Annotated in this window: 20 protein-coding genes and 1 riboswitch; of the genes, 7 read left to right on the top strand and 13 right to left on the bottom strand. The window is 66.6% G+C overall.

The window, feature by feature from the left end; translation table 11 throughout:
* On the bottom strand, positions 1 to 538 hold a 538-nt coding region (locus tag VFA16_RS13265), incomplete at its 3' end, for a sigma factor-like helix-turn-helix DNA-binding protein (protein ID WP_324968260.1).
* A 50-nt stretch (positions 539 to 588) separates the two neighbouring features.
* Positions 589 to 966, bottom strand: a complete 378-nt coding sequence (locus VFA16_RS13260; protein WP_324968257.1) for a YciI family protein — start codon at positions 964 to 966, stop codon at positions 589 to 591.
* A gap of 81 nt (positions 967 to 1,047) precedes the next feature.
* Between VFA16_RS13260 and VFA16_RS13255 the strand changes: the two genes are divergently transcribed.
* Positions 1,048 to 1,806 carry a class I SAM-dependent methyltransferase gene (locus VFA16_RS13255; RefSeq protein ID WP_324968256.1) on the top strand — a complete coding sequence of 253 codons (759 nt, stop codon included), beginning with the start codon at positions 1,048 to 1,050 and terminating at the stop codon, positions 1,804 to 1,806.
* On the opposite strand, the gene VFA16_RS13250 is transcribed toward VFA16_RS13255, so the two are convergent.
* Together VFA16_RS13250 and lspA are read right to left on the bottom strand one after the other, a co-directional pair.
* Positions 1,807 to 2,718 (bottom strand): RluA family pseudouridine synthase, encoded by a 912-nt coding sequence (locus VFA16_RS13250; protein ID WP_324968259.1) that lies wholly within the window; start codon positions 2,716 to 2,718, stop codon positions 1,807 to 1,809. It abuts the gene before it with no gap.
* 65 nt (positions 2,719 to 2,783) lie between these two features.
* Complete coding sequence (gene lspA, locus VFA16_RS13245; protein WP_324968255.1) at positions 2,784 to 3,374, bottom strand: signal peptidase II; 591 nt, start codon at positions 3,372 to 3,374, stop codon at positions 2,784 to 2,786.
* Between the two features lie 17 nt (positions 3,375 to 3,391).
* Between lspA and VFA16_RS13240 the strand changes: the two genes are divergently transcribed.
* Complete coding sequence (locus tag VFA16_RS13240; RefSeq protein ID WP_324968254.1) at positions 3,392 to 4,315, top strand: asparaginase; 924 nt, start codon at positions 3,392 to 3,394, stop codon at positions 4,313 to 4,315.
* Here VFA16_RS13240 and VFA16_RS13235 read toward each other — a convergent pair.
* The gene (locus VFA16_RS13235) at positions 4,280 to 5,638 is read right to left on the bottom strand and encodes a DNA polymerase IV (RefSeq protein ID WP_324968258.1); all 1,359 of its coding nucleotides are present in this window, start codon (positions 5,636 to 5,638) and stop codon (positions 4,280 to 4,282) included. The genes VFA16_RS13240 and VFA16_RS13235 overlap by 36 nt on opposite strands.
* A gap of 49 nt (positions 5,639 to 5,687) precedes the next feature.
* Between VFA16_RS13235 and VFA16_RS13230 the strand changes: the two genes are divergently transcribed.
* Both VFA16_RS13230 and VFA16_RS13225 read left to right on the top strand, forming a co-directional pair.
* Complete coding sequence (locus tag VFA16_RS13230) at positions 5,688 to 6,257, top strand: class I SAM-dependent methyltransferase (protein WP_324968253.1); 570 nt, start codon at positions 5,688 to 5,690, stop codon at positions 6,255 to 6,257.
* Entirely contained in the window at positions 6,257 to 6,757 is a 501-nt protein-coding gene (locus VFA16_RS13225) for a hypothetical protein (protein WP_324968252.1), read from the top strand. The genes VFA16_RS13230 and VFA16_RS13225 overlap by 1 nt, the downstream gene beginning before the upstream one ends.
* Here VFA16_RS13225 and ileS read toward each other — a convergent pair.
* Both ileS and VFA16_RS13215 read right to left on the bottom strand, forming a co-directional pair.
* Positions 6,747 to 9,863, bottom strand: a complete 3,117-nt coding sequence (ileS, locus tag VFA16_RS13220) for an isoleucine--tRNA ligase (protein ID WP_324968251.1) — start codon at positions 9,861 to 9,863, stop codon at positions 6,747 to 6,749. The two genes, VFA16_RS13225 and ileS, sit on opposite strands and share 11 nt — an antisense overlap.
* Before the next feature lie 231 nt (positions 9,864 to 10,094).
* Entirely contained in the window at positions 10,095 to 10,466 is a 372-nt protein-coding gene (locus tag VFA16_RS13215) for an amino acid-binding protein (RefSeq protein ID WP_324968250.1), read from the bottom strand.
* Between the two features lie 75 nt (positions 10,467 to 10,541).
* On the opposite strand from VFA16_RS13215, the gene VFA16_RS13210 reads away from it, so the two are divergent.
* Positions 10,542 to 11,306: a lipase family protein gene (locus tag VFA16_RS13210; protein ID WP_324968249.1), complete on the top strand. Its 765-nt coding sequence runs from the start codon at positions 10,542 to 10,544 to the stop codon at positions 11,304 to 11,306.
* Positions 11,307 to 11,471: 165 nt separating this feature from the next.
* Here the strand turns inward: VFA16_RS13210 and VFA16_RS13205 are convergent, their stop codons facing one another.
* The 4 genes from VFA16_RS13205 to VFA16_RS13190 all read right to left on the bottom strand — a co-directional run bounded on the left by VFA16_RS13205 (position 11,472) and on the right by VFA16_RS13190 (position 15,456).
* Positions 11,472 to 11,717, bottom strand: coding sequence for an Rv1535 family protein (locus VFA16_RS13205; protein WP_324968248.1), 246 nt, complete (start codon positions 11,715 to 11,717; stop codon positions 11,472 to 11,474).
* 278 nt (positions 11,718 to 11,995) lie between these two features.
* Positions 11,996 to 12,165, bottom strand: a riboswitch (M-box (ykoK) riboswitch).
* Between the two features lie 102 nt (positions 12,166 to 12,267).
* On the bottom strand, positions 12,268 to 13,716 hold the full coding sequence (locus VFA16_RS13200) for an NAD(P)/FAD-dependent oxidoreductase (RefSeq protein ID WP_324968247.1): 1,449 nt from the start codon (positions 13,714 to 13,716) through the stop codon (positions 12,268 to 12,270).
* Positions 13,709 to 14,338: a TetR/AcrR family transcriptional regulator gene (locus tag VFA16_RS13195; RefSeq protein WP_324968246.1), complete on the bottom strand. Its 630-nt coding sequence runs from the start codon at positions 14,336 to 14,338 to the stop codon at positions 13,709 to 13,711. Before VFA16_RS13195 ends, VFA16_RS13200 begins: the two co-directional genes overlap by 8 nt.
* A complete protein-coding gene (locus tag VFA16_RS13190) occupies positions 14,335 to 15,456 on the bottom strand; it encodes a nitronate monooxygenase family protein (RefSeq protein ID WP_324968245.1) in 1,122 nt (373 codons plus the stop codon). Before VFA16_RS13190 ends, VFA16_RS13195 begins: the two co-directional genes overlap by 4 nt.
* A gap of 61 nt (positions 15,457 to 15,517) precedes the next feature.
* Here VFA16_RS13190 and VFA16_RS13185 point away from each other — a divergent pair, with 61 nt between their 5' ends.
* Positions 15,518 to 15,946 (top strand): PaaI family thioesterase, encoded by a 429-nt coding sequence (locus VFA16_RS13185; RefSeq protein WP_324968244.1) that lies wholly within the window; start codon positions 15,518 to 15,520, stop codon positions 15,944 to 15,946.
* A 75-nt stretch (positions 15,947 to 16,021) separates the two neighbouring features.
* On the opposite strand, the gene VFA16_RS13180 is transcribed toward VFA16_RS13185, so the two are convergent.
* Both VFA16_RS13180 and VFA16_RS13175 read right to left on the bottom strand, forming a co-directional pair.
* A complete protein-coding gene (locus tag VFA16_RS13180) occupies positions 16,022 to 16,585 on the bottom strand; it encodes a carboxymuconolactone decarboxylase family protein (RefSeq protein WP_324968243.1) in 564 nt (187 codons plus the stop codon).
* Positions 16,582 to 17,685, bottom strand: a complete 1,104-nt coding sequence (locus VFA16_RS13175; protein WP_324968242.1) for a zinc-binding dehydrogenase — start codon at positions 17,683 to 17,685, stop codon at positions 16,582 to 16,584. Before VFA16_RS13175 ends, VFA16_RS13180 begins: the two co-directional genes overlap by 4 nt.
* Positions 17,686 to 18,087: 402 nt before the next feature.
* Between VFA16_RS13175 and VFA16_RS13170 the strand changes: the two genes are divergently transcribed.
* Positions 18,088 to 18,423 (top strand): hemophore-related protein, encoded by a 336-nt coding sequence (locus VFA16_RS13170; protein WP_324968241.1) that lies wholly within the window; start codon positions 18,088 to 18,090, stop codon positions 18,421 to 18,423.
* Positions 18,424 to 18,441: the final 18 nt, after the last annotated feature.

Genomic DNA, 18,441 nt, shown 5'->3' with positions numbered 1-18,441 from the left:
CCGGGGCCTGCCAGTCGACCGCGTACGCGCCGTAGACGGCTTCCAGCACGGCGGGCAAGCGCTCGTCGAGGCAGCTGCGGTCCGGCACGACGAATGGGATGCGGGCGTCACGGATGCGCCGTTTGGCGCGGACCAGGCGCTGGGCCATCGTGGCAGCGGGCACGCCGAACGCCCTGGCGATTTGCGCCGCCTCCACACCCAGCACTGTCTGCAGCATCAGCGGGGTGCGGCAGTCCGCGGCGATCGCCGGATGCGCACACACCAGCATCAGCTCCAGCCGGCGATCGGGAATGGCGTCCGGCTCATGGTCGAATTCCATTGTGCGCTCGTGGGTTTCGACGAGGGAGCTGGTCATCCGGTAGGCGTGTGACTTCCAGCGGTCGCGAAGACGGTTGCGCGCCACGGTTAGCACCCATCCTTCCGGGTTGCCTGGTATTCCTTTAGCGGGCCACCGATCCAACGCACGCTCGAGCGCGTCGGCGATGGCGTCCTCGGCGGCGGGAATGTCGCCGCTGGGCGCGGCCAGCAGCGCCAGCAGGCGACCATAGGAGGTGCGAACCAGCTCGGCGACCCGGAGCTGCGCCTCGGTCAGGGCTGGTACCACCCTTTGCCGCTGGCGTAGGTCACCGCGACGGGACGGATTTCGATCGACCCCCAATCGGCGGCCGGGCAGCGCTTGGCCCACGACAACGCCGCATCCAGATCAGGCACCTCGATGACGAACACCCCGGCGAGGCGTTCTTTGGTGTCAGCGAATGGACCGTCTTGCACTTGCGGGGTGCCGGTGCGTGCGGTGTAGGTCGTCGTGGCGGCGACAGGCTGCAGGACGTGGGTGCCGATCAGCACCCCGGCGGCATCCAGGTCGTCGGCGTATTTGGCGAAGGCCGCCCGTCCGCGCGCCATGTCTTCCTCGGTGACGCCGGCGTCGGCGGCTTCCCGGTAGTGCATGAGCAGGCAGTACTGCATGGTGGTTCCTTTCCGTGGTCGATGGTGTCACGGGTATGACGAGCGAGACGGCGGCTAATCGACATCGGCCACAATGCCTGCATGTCCCAAAGCTTTGACGATCTGGTGGCCGAGGCCGCCGCGGCACCCGTTGAGGGCTGGGATTTCTCCTGGCTGAACGGCCGAGCAACCGAACAACGACCGTCGTGGGGCTACCAGCGATTGATGAGCCAACGCTTGGCCGGCGCGTCGGCGGCGGTCGACTTGCAGACCGGTGGGGGCGAGGTGCTGTCCGGCGCCTCTAAGTTTCCGCCGACGATGGCGGCCACCGAAGCGTGGCCGCCCAACCTGGCGCGGGCCACCGAGTTGTTGCACCCGCGCGGCGTGGTGGTCGTCGCGACCACCGACGAGCCGGTGTTGCCGTTCGCCGACGCTGCGTTCGACCTGGTGACCAGCCGTCATCCGGTCTCGGTGTTGTGGTCCGAAATTGCACGGGTGCTAAAGCCGGGCGGCACCTACTTCGCCCAGCACATCGGTCCGGCGACGGTGTCGGAGTTGGTCGAGTATTTCGTCGGGCCGCGCCCGGAGGCGGGGGCACAGCGGGAACCGGACACTGAACGCGCACAGGCACGAGCCGCCGGACTAGACATCGTCGATCTGCGTATGGAGCGGCTGCGCGTGGAGTTCTTCGACGTCGGCGCCGTGATCTACTTTCTGCGCAAGGTCGTTTGGACGGTCCCGGACTTCACCGTCGGCCGCTATCGCGAGCGGCTGCGCGAATTGCACAACCGCATTGCGGCCGATGGGCCTTTCGTCACCTACTCGACGCGGACGCTGATCGAAGCCCGCAAGCCGGCGTGATCACCCCTCTGCCCGCAACACATCCAGCGCGTGTTGCAGGTCCGGCGGATAGGGGCTGACGATCTCCACCTGTCGCCCGTCGGCCGGATGTGCGAACGACAGCGACCTGGCGTGCAGCCATTGACGTTCTAGCCCAAGCTTTTTGGCTAGCCTCGGGTCCGCGCCGTAGGTCAGGTCGCCGCAGCAGGGGTGATGGAGCGCAGCGAAGTGCACCCGGATCTGGTGCGTGCGCCCGGTTTCCAAATGCACGTCGAGCAGGCTGGCCGCCACGAAGGCTTCGATGGTGTCGTAGTGGGTGAGGCTGTGCCGGCCATGCTTGGTTACCGCGAACTTCCAGTCGTGGCTGCGATGCCGGCCGATCGGCGCGTCGATGGTGCCGCTGGACGGATCGGGGTGGCCTTGCACCAGCGCGTGGTAGCGCTTGTCGACTGTGCGCTGCTTGAACGCGCGCTTGAGCACCGTGTAGGCGCGATCGGAGAGCGCCACGACCATCACTCCGGAGGTGCCGACGTCGAGGCGATGCACGATGCCTTGCCGCTCATGGATTCCCGATGTGGTGATCCGGAACCCGGCGGCCGCCAGCCCGCCGAGCACACTCGGCCCGGTCCAGCCCACCGTGGCGTGCGCCGCCACCCCGGGCGGCTTGTCCACCGCGACGATGTCGTCGTCGGAATACAGGATCGTCATGCCCTCGATGTGGACCGGCGTGTTTTCCACCGGCGCCGGCGCGTCGGGCAGCCGCACATGCAACAACGTGCCGGGGGTCAGCCGGTCGGCTTTGCCGGCCGGTACGCCGTCCACCTCCACACCGCCGTCTTCGGCCAGCGCCGCCGCCGCGGTGCGTGACAGCCCCAGCAGGCGCGCCAGCCCCGCGTCGACACGCATACCCGCCAATCCCTCGGGGACCGGCATCGAACGGGTTCCCGTCAATCCCGGCTCCTCCTCATCGCTTCGCTCTGCATCGTCGCCGGTGGTTGTCAAGGCTGGTCGGCCTCATGCGGTGTGTCGGAAAGGTCCTCGCGCGTACGCCGGCCGACCGTATCGAAGTCGAACCCGAACACCGACAGCGCGACGAGCAGGATCGCCCCGCCGACCACCGACGGGTCGGCGACGTTGAACACCGGCCACCAGCCGATCGACAGGAAGTCCACGACATGACCGCGCAGCGGGCCCGGTGACCGGAAGAACCGGTCGACCAGGTTGCCCATCGCTCCGCCCAGGATCATGCCCAGGCCGATAGCCCACCACGGCGACACCAGGCGGCGCCCCATCCAGAAAATGCCGATCACCACACCGGTCGCGATCACCGTCAACAGCCAGGTGTATCCGGTCGCCATCGAAAACGCGGCCCCGGAGTTGCGCACCAACGTCCAGGTCACGGTGTCGCCGATGATCGACACCGGCTGCCCGGGAGTCAGCAGTTCGACGGCGAGCACCTTGGTGACGATGTCGAGCACCAGCACGACCGCCGCCACGGAAAGCAGCAGACGCAGCCGTCGCGGCGGTGCGCCGCCATCAGCGTCCGCTGCCGGCGCCGGCTCGGCCGATCGGGTTGGTTCCTCAGGCACGTCCCTATCATCCCAGCATGAACCGACTCACGGTCATCACCACCGGCGGAACGATCGCTACCAGCGCCGACGCCGACGGTGTGCGGCGCCCGACCCGCAGCGGCGCCGAGCTGACGGCCGGGCTGGACGTCGACGTCGTGGATCTGATGACCCTCGACAGCTCGCAGTTGGTGCCCGCCGATTGGGATCGCATCCGTGACGCGGTCCAAGCGGCGGCCGCGGGCGGCGCCGAAGGTGTGGTCGTCACGCACGGTACCGACACGCTCGAGGAAACGGCGTTGTGGCTGGATCTGACGTATGCCGGCCCCGCGCCGGTGGTGCTCACCGGCGCGCTGCGCAGTGCCGATGACCCTGACGCCGACGGTCCGGCCAACCTGCGGAACGCGCTGGCGCTGGCAGACAGCGCGCACGCCCGTGACCTCGGCCTGCTGGTGTGTTTCACGGGCCGGGTGCTCCAGCCGTTGGGCCTGTACAAGGTGGCCAGCGGTGACGGTTTCGCCGGCAAGCTTCTCGGCGCAGTCGCCAATGGCGAAGTGAGCATTACCGGCCGCAAAGCACGCCGTCACCTCGGCGACTTGAGCGCCGCCGCGGCTCCGCGAGTCGACATCGTGGCGGCCTACCCGGGAAGTGACGCAGTGGCGCTGGATGCGTGCGTGGCCGCGGGCGCGCGCGGGGTTGTGCTGCAAGCGCTGGGTTCCGGTAATGTCGGGGCGGCGGTGATCGACGGGGTGCGTCGCCATTGCCGGGACGGGGTCGTGATCGCGGTGTCGACGCGCGTTGCGGGCGGGCGGGTCAGGCCGGCATACGGTCCGGGCCGCGACCTGGTCGATGCCGGCGCCGTGATGGTGCCGGGACTGCCCCCCAGTCAGGCGCGGGTACTGCTGATGGCGGCGTTGGCCGCGAAACTACCGATCGGCGACATCGTCGGCCGTCTGCTCTGACAACGCGGCGACGTACTCCGGCCAGTCGAGGCTGTCGACCGGATTGGCACGGCTGAGTTCGATGCTGTCGACCGGGAAGGTGCGCGCGGGGCCGCGGCCGGAGCCCCGGGTCTCGAAACGCGCTGTGACGACGCCGTGTCCGGCGCCTTGAACCCAGCCGTGCCCGAGCTCGGGGTGCTTGACGTCGTCGCCGATCCGCCACTCCGCCGCGTGTGGCACCTCCGGGGACGTGTCGACGCGCTGATCGGGTGCCGTCATCTCGCCGAACAGCTCGAGGTCGGGAAACAGCGACTCCTGGCGCAACTCGGTCAAACCCGAAAACCCGACGCCCAGTAGGCGAATCGGGCCGATCTCGCGCGGATCGAGCAGCAGCCGCAAGGCCACCGCTAACAACGCGGCGGCATCGGTGGTGCCGTATGGCAGCGTGGCCGAGCGGGTCAGCGTGCTCATATCGGACTTCTTGAGCTTCACCGTGACGGTGCGCGCTCCCCGACCGTCGCGCAGCAGCCGCCGATGCGCGTGCTCAGCGATCGGCCCGACGGCCTCCCGCAACTGCTCAAGACTGGTCAGGTCGGTCGGGAAGGTGGACTCCGCACTGATTTGCTTGGCTTCGGCGCGTTCGGCGACCGGGCGCTCATCGATGCCGCGGGCCAATCGGTGCAGGGCCGGCCCGATGGTGGCACCCAGGATGTTGGCAACCTCCGCGTCGGTCAGCGCGGCCAGCTCTCCGATAGTTTCGATACCGAGGCGGTGCAACTTCTCTTCGGCGACCGGGCCAATGCCCCAGAGCCGTCGCACCGGCAATCCGGCCAGCAGTGCCTGTTCGTCGGCGCGCCGGATCACCCGCACGCCATCGGGTTTGGCCAACCCGGACGCGATCTTGGCAATCTGCTTGCCTGAGCCCGCACCGACCGAGGCGATCAGGCCGGTTTCGCCGCGGACCCGGCCACGCAGGTCCTCGCAGAACCGTTCCACGTCGGGCGCCGAGGCGCCGGCGAGTTCAGGCGGCTCTGCGAATCCCTCGTCGTAGGAAAGTTGTTCGACGACTGGCACCGCGCCGCGCACGGTGTCGAACACCCGACGGCTGGCCACCCCGTACACCACACCGCGCGGCGGCAGCACCACCGCGTGGATGCCGACCAGCCGGCGCGCCTGGTGCATCGGCATCGCCGACCGGGCACCAAACACCCGCGCTTCGTAGCTGGCGCCGGCCACCACGCCCCGGCCACCGAGACCACCGACCAGCACCGGCCGGCCCCGCAGCGTCGGCCGGGTGAGCTGCTCGACGGACGCGAAGAACGCATCCATGTCGAGGTGCAGCACCCAGCGGGAGTTCACAACCGCCGATGCTATTGCGCTAGCGTCAGGGTTCATGGCGATGAACCTGTGTCACCGGGTGTTCTGCAGCTCCAACCGCTGGGCCACGACTGTGGAGAATCAGCTGCTGCCGTGGGCGCTCGGCGATGTCGACCTCGGCGACAACGTGCTCGAGATCGGCCCGGGTTACGGCGCCAACATCCGGGTGCTTATCGACAAAGCCCCGCGTTACACCGCGGTCGAGATCGATAAGACAATGGCTGAGCGGTTGCGTGACGCCTACGGCAACCGGGCACAGATCATCCACGGCGACGGCACCGACACCGGTTTGCCCGAAGGCGAGTTCAGCGCGGTGGTGTGTTTCACGATGCTGCACCACATCCCCACAGCGCAACTGCAGGATCGCCTGTTCGCCGAAGCGTTTCGCGTGCTGCGGCCCGGTGGGGTATTCGTGGGCAGCGACAGCGCGGCCTCAATCCCATTCCGGATCTTGCATTTCCGCGACACCTGCAACCCGGTGTCGCCCGCCACCTTTCCGGACCGGTTGCGGCGCACTGGCTTTGAAAATGTCCATGTCGACACCAACGGCGGCAGGCTGCGCTGGTGTGCGGTGAAGGGCGGCTGATGAGTCCGCAGCAATCGACACTATGGTCGCGGCTGCGTCAAGAATGGCTGCAACACCTCGAGTCCGACGAACGTTCCGCCGTGCTGGCTTGGGCGGCTTTCACTCTCACCTTCACCGGACTCAGGGCGCTCACCCACTGGATTCACGCCGGTCATGGCCCGTCCGGCGGCGGTATCAAACTGGGCAGCAGGCATTTTCACCACTACAACCTCGGGATTGTATTGCTGTCCGCCGTGGGCGCGGTGGGGCTGCGCGGGTCGGACGAACAACGGCGCCACCCTCTGGCGGCCGTCGCGTTCGGCGTGGCCAACGCAATGATCGTCGACGAGTTGGCCTTGCTGCTCGACCTTGAGGACGTCTACTGGCAGGCCGAGGGACGCGAGAGCGTCGACGTGGCGGTCGGTCTCATCGCCGCAGGCGGCACGGTGCTCGCCGGGATGCCGTTCTGGCCGTACGCGCGCCGCGCACTTCGATTACCCAGGGACGAGGCTAAGCCTTAGCGATCGCCACCCGGACGTCGTCGCCAATCTCCGCGGCCTCCGGCCCCGGATCGCCGAAATCGAAACTGGTGGCGAGGATTTCGCCGGCGATCAGGTCGCGATGCGTCCGCGCCCATTCGGCGCGCTCGGCAGGCACCGAGAGCACCACGCTGATGCGGTCGGAGACGTCAAGCCCGGTCGACTTGCGCAGCTCCTGCAGCTCGCGGATGCGATCTTTGGCCCAGCCTTCGGCCTCCAGCTCGGGTGTCACCGTGCCGTCCAGCACCACCAGCCCGGCACCGTCGGGCAGCGCGGCGGTGAACTCAGGGTCGGCGGCCACCAGCCGCGAGCTGTACTCGTCCGGTTGTAGCACTGCCGGTCCGGCGGTCAGTGTGCCGTCGGGGTTGACGACGCCCTCCCCCGCCTTAACCACCTTGATGGCAGCCTGCACGTCCTTGCCCAGCCGTGGTCCGGCCACCCGGGCGTTGACAGTGAGCTCAAAACGACCGTAGCGGCCGATGTCGTCAGTCAGTTCAACCTTCTTGACGTTCAGCTCGTCCGCGATCAGATCGGTGAACGGCTCCAGGCGCTGCGGATCGTCAACAGCCACAGTCAATTTCGGCAGCGGCAGGCGTACCCGCAGCTTCTTGGCCTTGCGCAGCGACGACGCCGCCGAGCACACTTCCCGGACCTGGTCCATGGCAGCAACCAGCCCGGCATCGGCCGGCAGCGCGTCAGCCGACGGCCAGTCGGTCAGGTGCACCGACCGCTCGCCGGTGACGCCGCGCCAAATCACCTCGGTGGTCAACGGCAGCAGCGGCGCCGCCAGCCGAGCGGTGACCTCCAGCACGGTATGCAGAGTATCGATCGCGTCGGCGTCTTCGTCCCAGAACCGTTGCCGTGAGCGTCGCACATACCAATTCGTCAACGCCTCGGTGAATTGACGCAGCTGCTCGCACGCACCGGAGATGTCGCAGGTATCAAGGGCATCTGTGAGATCGCCGCGCAGCGCGGCCAGCTTGGCCAGGATGTAGCGGTCCAGCACATGCGGCGAATCAGTGCGCCACACACCGACTTTCGGTGCATACAACGCCAAGAAGCTGTAGGCGTTCCAGAAGGGCAGCAGTACCTGGCGCACACCCTCGCGAATGCCTTGCTCGGTGACGATCAGGTTGCCTCCCCGCAGAATCGGCGAGGCCATCAAAAACCAGCGCATAGCATCGGAGCCGTCGCGGTCGAACACCTCGTTGACGTCGGGATAGTTGCGCAGCGACTTGCTCATCTTCTGTCCGTCTGAGCCCAGCACAATCCCATGCGCGACACAGGTTTCGAAGGCGGGCCGGTCGAACAGTGCGGTGGCCAGCACGTGCAGGGTGTAGAACCATCCGCGGGTCTGTCCGATGTATTCGACGATGAAGTCGCCAGGGTAGTGGCTGTTGAACCACTCGCGGTTCTCGAACGGATAGTGCACCTGCGCGTACGGCATCGATCCGGAGTCGAACCACACGTCGAAGACGTCCGGGATGCGCCGCATCGTCGAACGCCCGCTGGGATCGTCGGGGTTGGGCCGGACGAGTTCGTCGATGTACGGCCGGTGCAGATTGTCGGGCCGGACACCGAAGTCGCATTGCAACTCGTCGAGGCTGCCGTAGACGTCGATCCGCGGATATGCGGGGTCGTCGGAGACCCACACCGGAATCGGCGTGCCCCAGTAGCGGTTTCGGGAGATCGACCAATCGCGCGCGTTTTCCAGCCACTTGCCGAACTGGCCGTCTTTGACGTGCTCGGGATGCCAGGTGATCTGCTGGTTGAGTTCGACCATGCGGTCCCGGAATTCGGTGACCTTCACAAACCACGACGACACCGCCCGGTAGATCAGGGGGTTGCGGCAGCGCCAGCAGTGCGGGTAGGGGTGCTCGTAGGTTTCGTGCCGAAGCAGCACCGCACCGTTGGCGGCGGCCGGGCCGGTGCCGTTTTTGAGATCCCGGATGATGTGCGGGTTGGCGTCGAACACGTGCTGGCCCTGGTAGTCCGGGACGGTGGAATCGAAGCGTCCGTTGCTGTCGACGGGGGTAACCGGCACGATGCCGGCCTTGTCCCCCGCATCCTTGTCGTCTTCGCCGTAGGCCGGCGCCATGTGCACGATCCCGGTGCCGTCCTCGGTCGTCACGAAGTCTCCGGGCAGTACCTGAAAAGCGTTGAGCGAGTCCATGAAATAGGGAAACGGCGGCAGATACGGCATACCTAGCAGATCCGCGCCGCGATAGCGGCCCAGCACCTCCGGCTCGTCGCCGAGCTCACGGGCGTAGGCACCCAGCCGCGCCTCCGCCAGCACATACCGCCGCTGCCCCGCCCGCACCTGCACATAGGTCACGTCGGGGTTGACGGCCACCGCCTGGTTGGACGGCAACGTCCACGGCGTCGTCGTCCACACCAACAGGTACGCATCCGCCAATTCCCCGTCGGGAACCCGGAATCCGACCGTGATCGCCGGGTCCTGGCGGCTCTGGTAGACGTCGTCGTCCATCCGCAATTCGTGGTTGGACAACGGGGTTTCGTCACGCCAGCAATACGGCAGCACCCGGTAGCCCTCGTAGACCAGACCCTTGTCCCACAGCTGCTTGAATGCCCAGATCACCGACTCCATGTAGGGCAGATCGAGTGTCTTGTAGTCGTTGTCGAAATCGACCCACCGGGCCTGGCGGGTGACATAGGCCTGCCATTCATCGGTGTAGCGCAACACCGATTCGCGGCAGGCCTCGTTGAACGCGGCGATGCCCATCGCGTCGATCTGCGACTTGTCGGTGATGCCGAGCTGGCGTTCCACTTCGAGTTCTGCGGGCAGCCCGTGGGTGTCCCAGCCGAAGCGGCGCTCCACCTTGTAGCCGCGCATGGTGCGATAGCGCGGCACGATGTCCTTGACGTAGCCGGTGAGCAAATGCCCGTAATGCGGCAGGCCGTTGGCGAACGGCGGCCCGTCGTAAAACACGTACTCCGGGGCGTCGGCGCGCCGCGCGATGCTGGCGCGGAACGTGTCGTCGCGGGCCCAATAGCCGAGGACCTCAAGCTCCAACGCCGGGAAGTCGGGTGCCCCGCTGCCCAGTTTGGGATAGCTGTGCTCCGTCACTGCGTCGTCTCCTGTGCCATTGTCAGGCCCGGGGACGACGCCGCGCATGATGCGCGAGCGCCGCGGTACCACCCCGCTTGCCGCGCTGATGCGCGACCGCTCAATGACGGCTGTGACGGGCCTACCCGTTCGGTTCTACTGAGCCTGGTTGGCTGTTCTTCCGAAGGCTCCCCGGTGATAGCCGGATCGATGCCGTTGATCCCAATTCTACGGGCGGCGCCAAATCGGCAGTCAGCCCAGTGCGGCCTTCGCGTCGGCCAGGTTGTCCGCGCCGAGCACCAAGCGGGTCTCGGTGGCCAGGTAGGCCGTTTCCAGATTGACCTTCGCGGTACCGAGCTTGTGGATCGCCTCGGCAAGCGCACCCGGACGGTCTTGTATGTCAAGAACGATGACTTCCTGCTCCTCGGCGATCTTGATTCCGGCGTCGTGCAATGCCTCGAACGCGGGCGTGGCGTCGTAGACCAGGATGTGCACCTCAGACTGCCCGCCGCTGCTCAGGGCGCACAGGCCGGCGATGTTGACGCCCGCCTTACCCAGCACGTCGCCGACCCGGGCCAGCTCACCGGGCTCGTCGTCTATGTAGAGCGTGAGATCGGTCGCCATCGTGGTATTCAACGCTACTGCGAAAACCTGGCGAGTTGCGTCGATTCCGGCGGGCCACCTCTTACACTGCGGCGCGTGGCGTTCGACGCGGTGTTCGCTCGCGACGTGGCCCTGCCGTTGGCGGTCGCCGCCTACAGCGTGATGGACGGAAGTACCCCCACCCTGCCAACCGGATTCGTGCAGACGGCACTGATCCGAGCTGACGGTGCCTTGCTCACCGCGATGACCGACCCCCATCCCGCGGTGGTGGCGATGACCAAGGACACCACCATCTTTGGTCTGATGGGCCACAACGCCGCCACTCACACCGCGTTCGTGTCGTTTCGGGGTAGCGCGGATTTGGCCGACTGGCTCGCCGACTTCGACGCCGTCCCCACCGGATACGCGCCGGTCGCCGGGTTCGGACAAGTCGCCGCCGGTTTTTTGGCCGTCTACGAACTCGTCCGCGACAGCATCGCAGTGAACTTGGCGACCGCAACCGCCGCCTGTGATCAGATCCTGGTCACCGGACACAGCCTGGGCGCCGCGCTGAGCGTGCTCGCCGCCCCGGACATCTTCCCCAACATGCCGCCAAACACCATCGAGCCGCGGCTCATCACCTTTGCCGGGCCCCGCGTCGGGTTCAACGATTTCGCGATCGCGTTCAACGCCGCTATCGAAAGCTGTTTTCGCGTCGTGAACTTCCTCGACATCGTGCCGCACGTACCGCCGTCGCCGTATGTGCATGTCGGCGCTGAGATCGATGTCGACAGCGGCGGAGCGATCGACATCGCCTGGCGCCACAGCCTCGCCGCGTACCGCCAAGGTCTGACCGCGCTGATAAACGGTTCCTCTGCCTAGAACGCGGCACGCCGATCATGGAGGCAACCAATGATGACCGGCGCGTCGCGTCCTAGCTGCTCAACCACAATGAAGCGAAAATGCGAGTTGCCAGGCGCTGGACCAAAGAGTCAGCGACCTGGCAACTAGCGGCCTGGGGAGGAGGATCGCTCGGCAGTCATCGGACTACGCCACCTCAAGCAGTCCCACTCGCCACAGCGCCGCGTACAGGTGACGCAGCGGAATGCTCAGCAAGCGAGCGGCCCCGGTGACCAACGGGTCGCCCCCGCCGAAAGGGTCGGACGTGACGTCCCGCGACACCTTCTTCGCTGTGGTGTCCTTCGGCGCAGGCGCCACGGTCAGCTTCGGCGCTGCCGTCAGCCGGGGGCCGGGCGCGGTGGTCACCACCTCGTCGTACAGAACAGCGGTCATGGTTGCCTCCTAGACGGAAATCAAGCGGTTTTTGTTGGGACTTGATGTTCCGTCCCGCTGGTTCCGAGCAGTTCCCTGCTCTTGGGCAACGCGCGCGTCAAGCCGATTCAGCTGGAGGCGGCGTGCCGGAGACCGGATCGGGACGAAACAGGACCCGGATATCGGTCCGGACTCTCACTGGAACTCATTCGTCCCTCACCTCCTCACGGCAACGCCAGGTGCGGATAACCGCACAATCCACGTGCACTGCAGGAGTACAGACCCGACGAATGTCGGTGACCGCACCCCTCTCGTTAGAGCTTCGACACCACACGGCGTGTCCGGAATTCCGGAAGCCACTTGGGCTCAACCCTTAAGCCGGGAAGAGCTGTCCTGACCCGGGGCGTCTCTCGACGTTCAGGGTCAGTGGCCTATGTCCGTGTAGCCGCCTCACCTAACGAGGTGCTTACGCATCCGATGATGCAGGAACAACTTGGTCAGGTCAATTCAATCCGGACCAGCGTGTCAGTGAATTGACGGTATCTTTACGTTAACGACACCTGAACAGCCGTCACACGAGGTCGTATTCTCGCAGGTCAGGGCGGGTCATGACGTCCTGGAACCTAGTGAAACTCCACGGCCACACGGCCGGTAGTCCGCGGTCGTCGAGATACCAGCTTCGGCAACCGGTCACCCACACCGTCTTCTTGGCCGCCTCCGCTCGCGCGGCCTCGAAGCGGGTGGTGACCTCGCGGCTGGCGCTGATCGCCCGGTAGCGGCCGTCGGCCAGCACCTCGATGAGCTGCATCAGGTAGCCGAACTGCGCCTCGGCCACGTCGATCAGCGAGAAATTGCCGACCGGCCCGTTGGGACCGTTAAGCATGAACAGGTTGGGAAAGTCCGGAACCGACACCGACAAGTAGGCGATTGGCCGCTGCGCCCACACGTCGTTGAGGCGCACCCCATCGCGGCCCACCACATCGATCGGCCGCAGAAAGCGGTCCACGCGAAATCCGGTCGCCAGCACCAGCACGTCAAGCCGGTGCAGTTCACCGTCGAGGGTCCGGACGCCCTCCGGCTCGACCCGGGCGATGGGCTCGGTGACCAGGCGGGCGTTGGGCCGCTGAATGGCGTCGTAGAAATTCGGCGAGATGATCAACCGCTTACAGCCGGCCCGGTAGTCGGGCCGCAGCTTCTCCCGCAGCACAGAATCTGCCACGTTGTCCTCGAGATTGGCGGAGGCCGCCTGTTGCAGCTGCATGAGCGCAGGCGAGTCCGCGTCGACGACCGCATTGGCGAAGCTTTGGACAAAGCCGGCGTTCAGTTCGGCGCGAAGCTTTCTCAGCAGCGACGGGTTGGCGCGATAGCGGGCCCGGTCGGCCTCGTCGATGGGCGGATTCTGCACCGGCAGGATCCATTGCGGGGTGCGCTGGAACAGGCGCAGCTCAGCCACGGTGTCGGTGACGGCGCCGACGATCTGGACCGCCGAGGAGCCAGTGCCGACCACGCCGAGCCGCGCACCGGCCAGCGGCACGCTGTGGTCCCAGCGCGAGCTGTGGAACAGTTTGCCCACGAACCGGTCAAGTCCCTCGATGTCGGGGTAGCGCGGGTGATGCAGGACCCCCGTGGCGGCGATGACAACGTCGGCCTCGTCGCGCTCTCCGGTGGAAGTCGTTATGCGCCAACGCTTTCCGACGTATTCCATGCGGCGGACTTCGTTGCCGTAGCGGATCAGCTCGTCGACGCCGTGGCGGTGCGCAACGCTCTCGAAATAGCCGAGGATCTCCGGTCCGGGCGCGAACGCATGGCTCCATTCCGGGTTCGGCGCGAAGGTATAGGTGTATAGGTGCGACGGCACATCGCAGGCGATGCCCGGATAGGTGTTCTCCCGCCAGGTGCCGCCGAGCCGGACGGCCTTCTCGTACACCGTGATGTCGGTGAAACCCGCTTCCCGCAGCTTGACGGCGGACAGCACGCCGGCCATCCCGGCGCCGATCACCACGAATCTGAGGTCACCCATCTCGAGGCCGCAGGCCGTCGAGAACGAGCGACACCACGAAGTCGGCGACGTCCGCGGCGGTGACACCGTCGTCGGTGGAGAGCCGCCGGTGTGCCAGCTGACCGATCAGCGCGGCGAGGGTATAGGCCACCATCCGCGGTGGGGCCGCGACCACCTCGCCGCGCTCTTGGGCGACGACGATGAAGGTTTCGATGTCGTCGATGAACCGTTCATAGATACCGCCGAGGTGCTTTTCGAAGCGGTCCCCGAGTGCATAGGCGTCGCGGAACAGCAACTTGACAGTCGCCTTGTCGGCCTCGAAGAACTCGAACGTCGCCTGCACGGCGGGGCGAAACGACGCGTCGAGCCCGGCAAGGGCGGAAGCAGTGACCGCGGCCGCGACATGTGCACGCAAAGCCTGCTCCTCGACAGCCATCAGGGCGTGGAACAACTCGTCTTTGGAGTCGAAATACCAGTAGATCGACCCGTAGGCCAGCCCCGCCTCTTTGGCGATGTCGGCGATGGTGGTGGCGTGAAACCCCTTGCGGGCGAACACTTTTTTGGCCGCCGCCATGATCTGGTCGCGGCGGGCGGACTTGTCTTCGTCGCTGACCGCGCGCCGACGTCGGGTTGCCGTGCTCACCGCTCGACCAGCTGCTCGAGCTGGCCGACCGCATCGATGAACTCCGAAACCATGTCGAGCACTACGGACCGCGCAGGCCGCACTTTGTGCAGTGAACCGACCACCTGGCCGACGAAGTAGGTCGCGAGCTCGCGGGCTTTGGCGTCAGGCTGGCTGGCGGCCTGGTTGATCCGCAGCTGCGGGTCGGCGACCAGCGCGCTTTGCAGCGGCATGCCCAGCGGTTTTGGACTGCCGGGCCGTTCCCATTCCTCGGTCCAGGCGGTGCGCAGCATGCGGGCGGGTTTACCGGTCAGCGACCGCGACCGCACAGTGTCCGACGACGAGGCGGCCAGGAACTTGTCCTTCACCACGGCGGGCGTCTCGGCTTCTTCGGTGGTCAGCCATACCGACCCGCACCACACCCCCTCGGCGCCCAGGGCCAAAGCGGCGGCGATCTGGCGGCCGCGGGCGATCCCGCCGGCGGCCAAAACGGGTGTTGGCGCCACAGCGTCGACCACTTCTGGCACCAGCACCATCGTCGCCACCTCGCCGGTGTGGCCGCCGGCCTCGGTGCCCTGCGCGACGATCAGGTCGACGCCCGCCGCGGCGTGGCGCAGCGCGTGTTGTGTCGTGCCGGCCAGAGCGGCCACCAGGACGTCATTGTCGTGGGCGCGGGCGACCAGGTCCGGTGGCGGCGGGCCCAGCGCGCTGGCGATCAGCCGGATGTTATGGGCGAAGGCGACGTCCAGCAGCGGCTGATAGCCCTTAGGCGACACGTTCAACCCCGCAGTGGGCGGAAAAGGCCCTGGCGCGCTGTGGATTCCGTAGCGGTCGAGCAGGTCGTCGAGAAACGCGCGATGTTCGTCCGGCAGCAGCGCACGCACCTGCTGAGCGTCGATCCCGCCGGATTCCGCGCCGACGTATTTGGGCGGCAGGAGCAGGTCCACCCCATATGGCTTGCCGCCGGTCTGCTCCTCGATCCAGGTCAGCTCGGTCTCCAGCCGCTGCGGGCTGTGTGCGACAGCGCCAAGGATGCCGAATCCGCCGGCGTTGGACACCGCCGCCACGACGTCGCGGCAGTGGCTGAACGCGCAGATCGGGAACTCCACGCCGAGTTGCTCGGCCACCCGGGTTCGCATGTCCGATGACGCTATCGAGTTATTGATTGACGTGTCAATCACGTGCGATAGGGTGCGGGCCATGGGCTTGACCGAGCAGGAGCAGCGCAAGCACCGCCAGGCGGTGCGTGACCTGATGCTGACGACGCCGTTTCTGGCCGGCCTCGGTCTGGTGTTCGACCGTTACGAGCCGGACGACGTCGCCATCCGGTTGCCGTTCCGGGAAGACCTGACCAATGACGGCACTTACTTTCACGGCGGGGTGATCGCGTCGGTGATGGACACCGCCGGCGCCGCGGCGGCCTGGTCCAACCACGACTTCGACAAGGGGATGCGCGCTTCCACGGTCGCGATGAGCATCCAGTACACCGGTGCCGCCAAGCACTGCGACCTGCTGTGTCACGCCCGCACTGCGCGGCGGCGTAAGGAGCTGACCTTCACCGAGATCACCGCCACTGACGCCGACGGCAATGTCGTCGCCCACGCCGTGCAGACGTACCGCATCGTGTGAACGCTTTCGTCGCCGAGTGGCCAGTTATGACACGGGTTCGCGACGAATACGTGCATTAAGTGGCCGCTCGGCGCACTACGGAGCTTGCCCGTCCGGCGGCCAGCTGGCGACGCCGTCTTCCAGCGGCACGTCAAGACTCTGGACAATTGTGGCAATCATCCGCCAGGCCGCGATCGCGGTGACCAGTTCGACGAGCACGGCCGGGCCGGCGCCGAGCGCGCGTTCACAGGCGGCCCAACTGTCGGCGCTTACCGCGCCGTCGCGCACCACGTCGTCGGTGGCCGCGAGCACCGCCCGCTCAGCCGGCCCGAACCCGTCGTAGCAGCGCCAGTCCCGTACCGCGAGCAGGTCGTCGGCCGAGACGCCTAGGCCTTGAGCGACGCGCCAATGCTGGGTCCACTCGTAATCCGATCCGGTGAGCCAGCCGATGCGCATGATTACCAATTCGCGCAACCGCGAATCAAGGGAGCCGTGCCAGAGCATGCTGGCCAGCAAGTCGTTGACCGCGCGGGCCAACAGCGGGTGGTTCAACAGCACCTGGAAGATGGACAGCTCGGCCATGTAGTTCGGCACGCCCGCTTCGTCGGCAGCGGCCTTGGCCTCGTCGACCGGCAAACGTTGCACCCGAGCATCGGTCACGGCGTGATGACTCCGTGCACGGGCGGCACGCCGGCACGCTCACCGGCCATCGTGGCAACCAGGTCCTCGACATCGTCGAGCCCCACGCAGCGACGGGGCAGGCTCTCGAACGGGTAGCGGCCCGACGCAAGCAACTCCAGTGCCGCCCGGTACGCGGTGACGTCGACGCCGAGCGCACCGAGGATCCGTAACTCCTTGACCACCAGCATGTCTGGCGAAAATCCCGGGGCACCGCTGCCGAACCCTCGGGTACCGGCTACCACGATGGTGCCGGCGGGGCGGGCGAGCGCGATCGCTTGTGCGAACGCCGCCGGCGCTCTGGCGGTGACGTCTACGACGACATCGGCCAGCCCGCCGCACGCTTTCGTTAAGGCGGCGACCGGGTCCTCGACGGCTACGTCGACAGCGAGGTCGGCACCGAACTTCCCGGCCAGCGCCAATCGATCGGCATCACGGGGCCCCAGGCCGGTCACCATGACGAAACCGGCGCCGGCATCGTTGGCCGCTGCGGCGGCGCACAACCCGCGAATCCCGGGACCGAGCACCGCGACCACATCACCTGGGCTGGTTTCGGGAAGAGTTGCACCCCAGCGTATTCCGGCGCCCAACGGATTGAACAACGTCGCCACGACCTGGTCGAGGTTGGCCGGCACGGGCAGCACCATCGAATCAGGCGACAGGTATTGGTATTCGGCGTATCCGCCCCACAAACTGGGCGCCCGATCGATGGGAATGAATCCGTACATGTCCGCCAGTCCGTGACGTTCACAGTGCCGGTACTGTCCGGCAAGGCAATTCACACACTGTCGGCACGACTGGAACACTTCGACGGCAACTCTGTCGCCGGCGGTCACGCCCCAGCGCTGCGCTGCCCGCGGTCCGATGACGTCGATAATCCCGACGGTCTCGTGACCGGGAATGAACGCGAACCCGCCGGCCAAATCTCCGGTGTACTCCTCGTGGTCGGTGCCGCACAGCCCGCAGGCCGCCACCCGCACCAAGGCGTCGTCGTCGCCGACCACCGGAAGTGGAAACTCGCGGCTCACAAGGCGGCGCGGCGCCTCCAGCACCAGCGCCCGCGCCATCGCGTCGCGCGACATACGCGCACCTTACGGACGTTTTTGCGGACGAGTCAATCGGGACGCAGACCAGTCGCTACCGCCTTATCGAGTTCGCAGCGGTGAGCCTTTTCGACTAGTCAAGCGACTGTGCCGCCAATATCGGGCTTAATAGCGGTCGAGCCACGAAGTGTTGGTCTCGGCGAGACATTTGCCGTTCGCCGATTCAGCTGCCAGCGAACACCTCAACGGGGTTGCTGGCGATCGAGCGTGCGCGGGCGCTAATTATACCGGCTGCGTCGGCATAGTTCTGGTGTCTGCTGCAACGAAATCTTCTTAGATACCGCATAGCTGCTGTGGCCTTGGCCAAAGGCAGTAAGCCGCTAAGCTGATATGGTTGCCGTCAAAACGTCCGGCGATGAATTCGTTGAAAGGTGTTCGTAAATGGTTACATTGTCGTTGACGAGACTGGCTGCCGCGGTGGGTGGTGCGGCATTGGCGTTGTCCGCCGGGGCCGGGCTCGCGTCTGCGCAACCGGATGATCCAGCGGTCAACACGACCTGTACCTACCCCCAGGTGATCTCGGCGCTCAACGCGCAAGATCCGGCTGCTGCCGCGCAATTCAATGCATCGCCGATGGCGCAGTCCGCGTTGCGTCGATTCCTCGCCGCACCGCCGCCTCAGCGCGCGCAGATGCTGCAGCAGTTGCAGGCCAGCCCAGCGGGTGCGCAGTACTACGGAACCATCGAGCAGGTCGCCCAAACCTGCAACAACTACTGAACCGATTCGGCGTGAGCG

The organism is Mycobacterium sp. (assembly GCF_035653355.1).
GTDB lineage: Bacteria > Actinomycetota > Actinomycetes > Mycobacteriales > Mycobacteriaceae > Mycobacterium.
The sequence above is the reverse complement of the archived record's forward strand: the minus strand, read 5'-3'. Positions and strand labels throughout refer to the sequence as shown.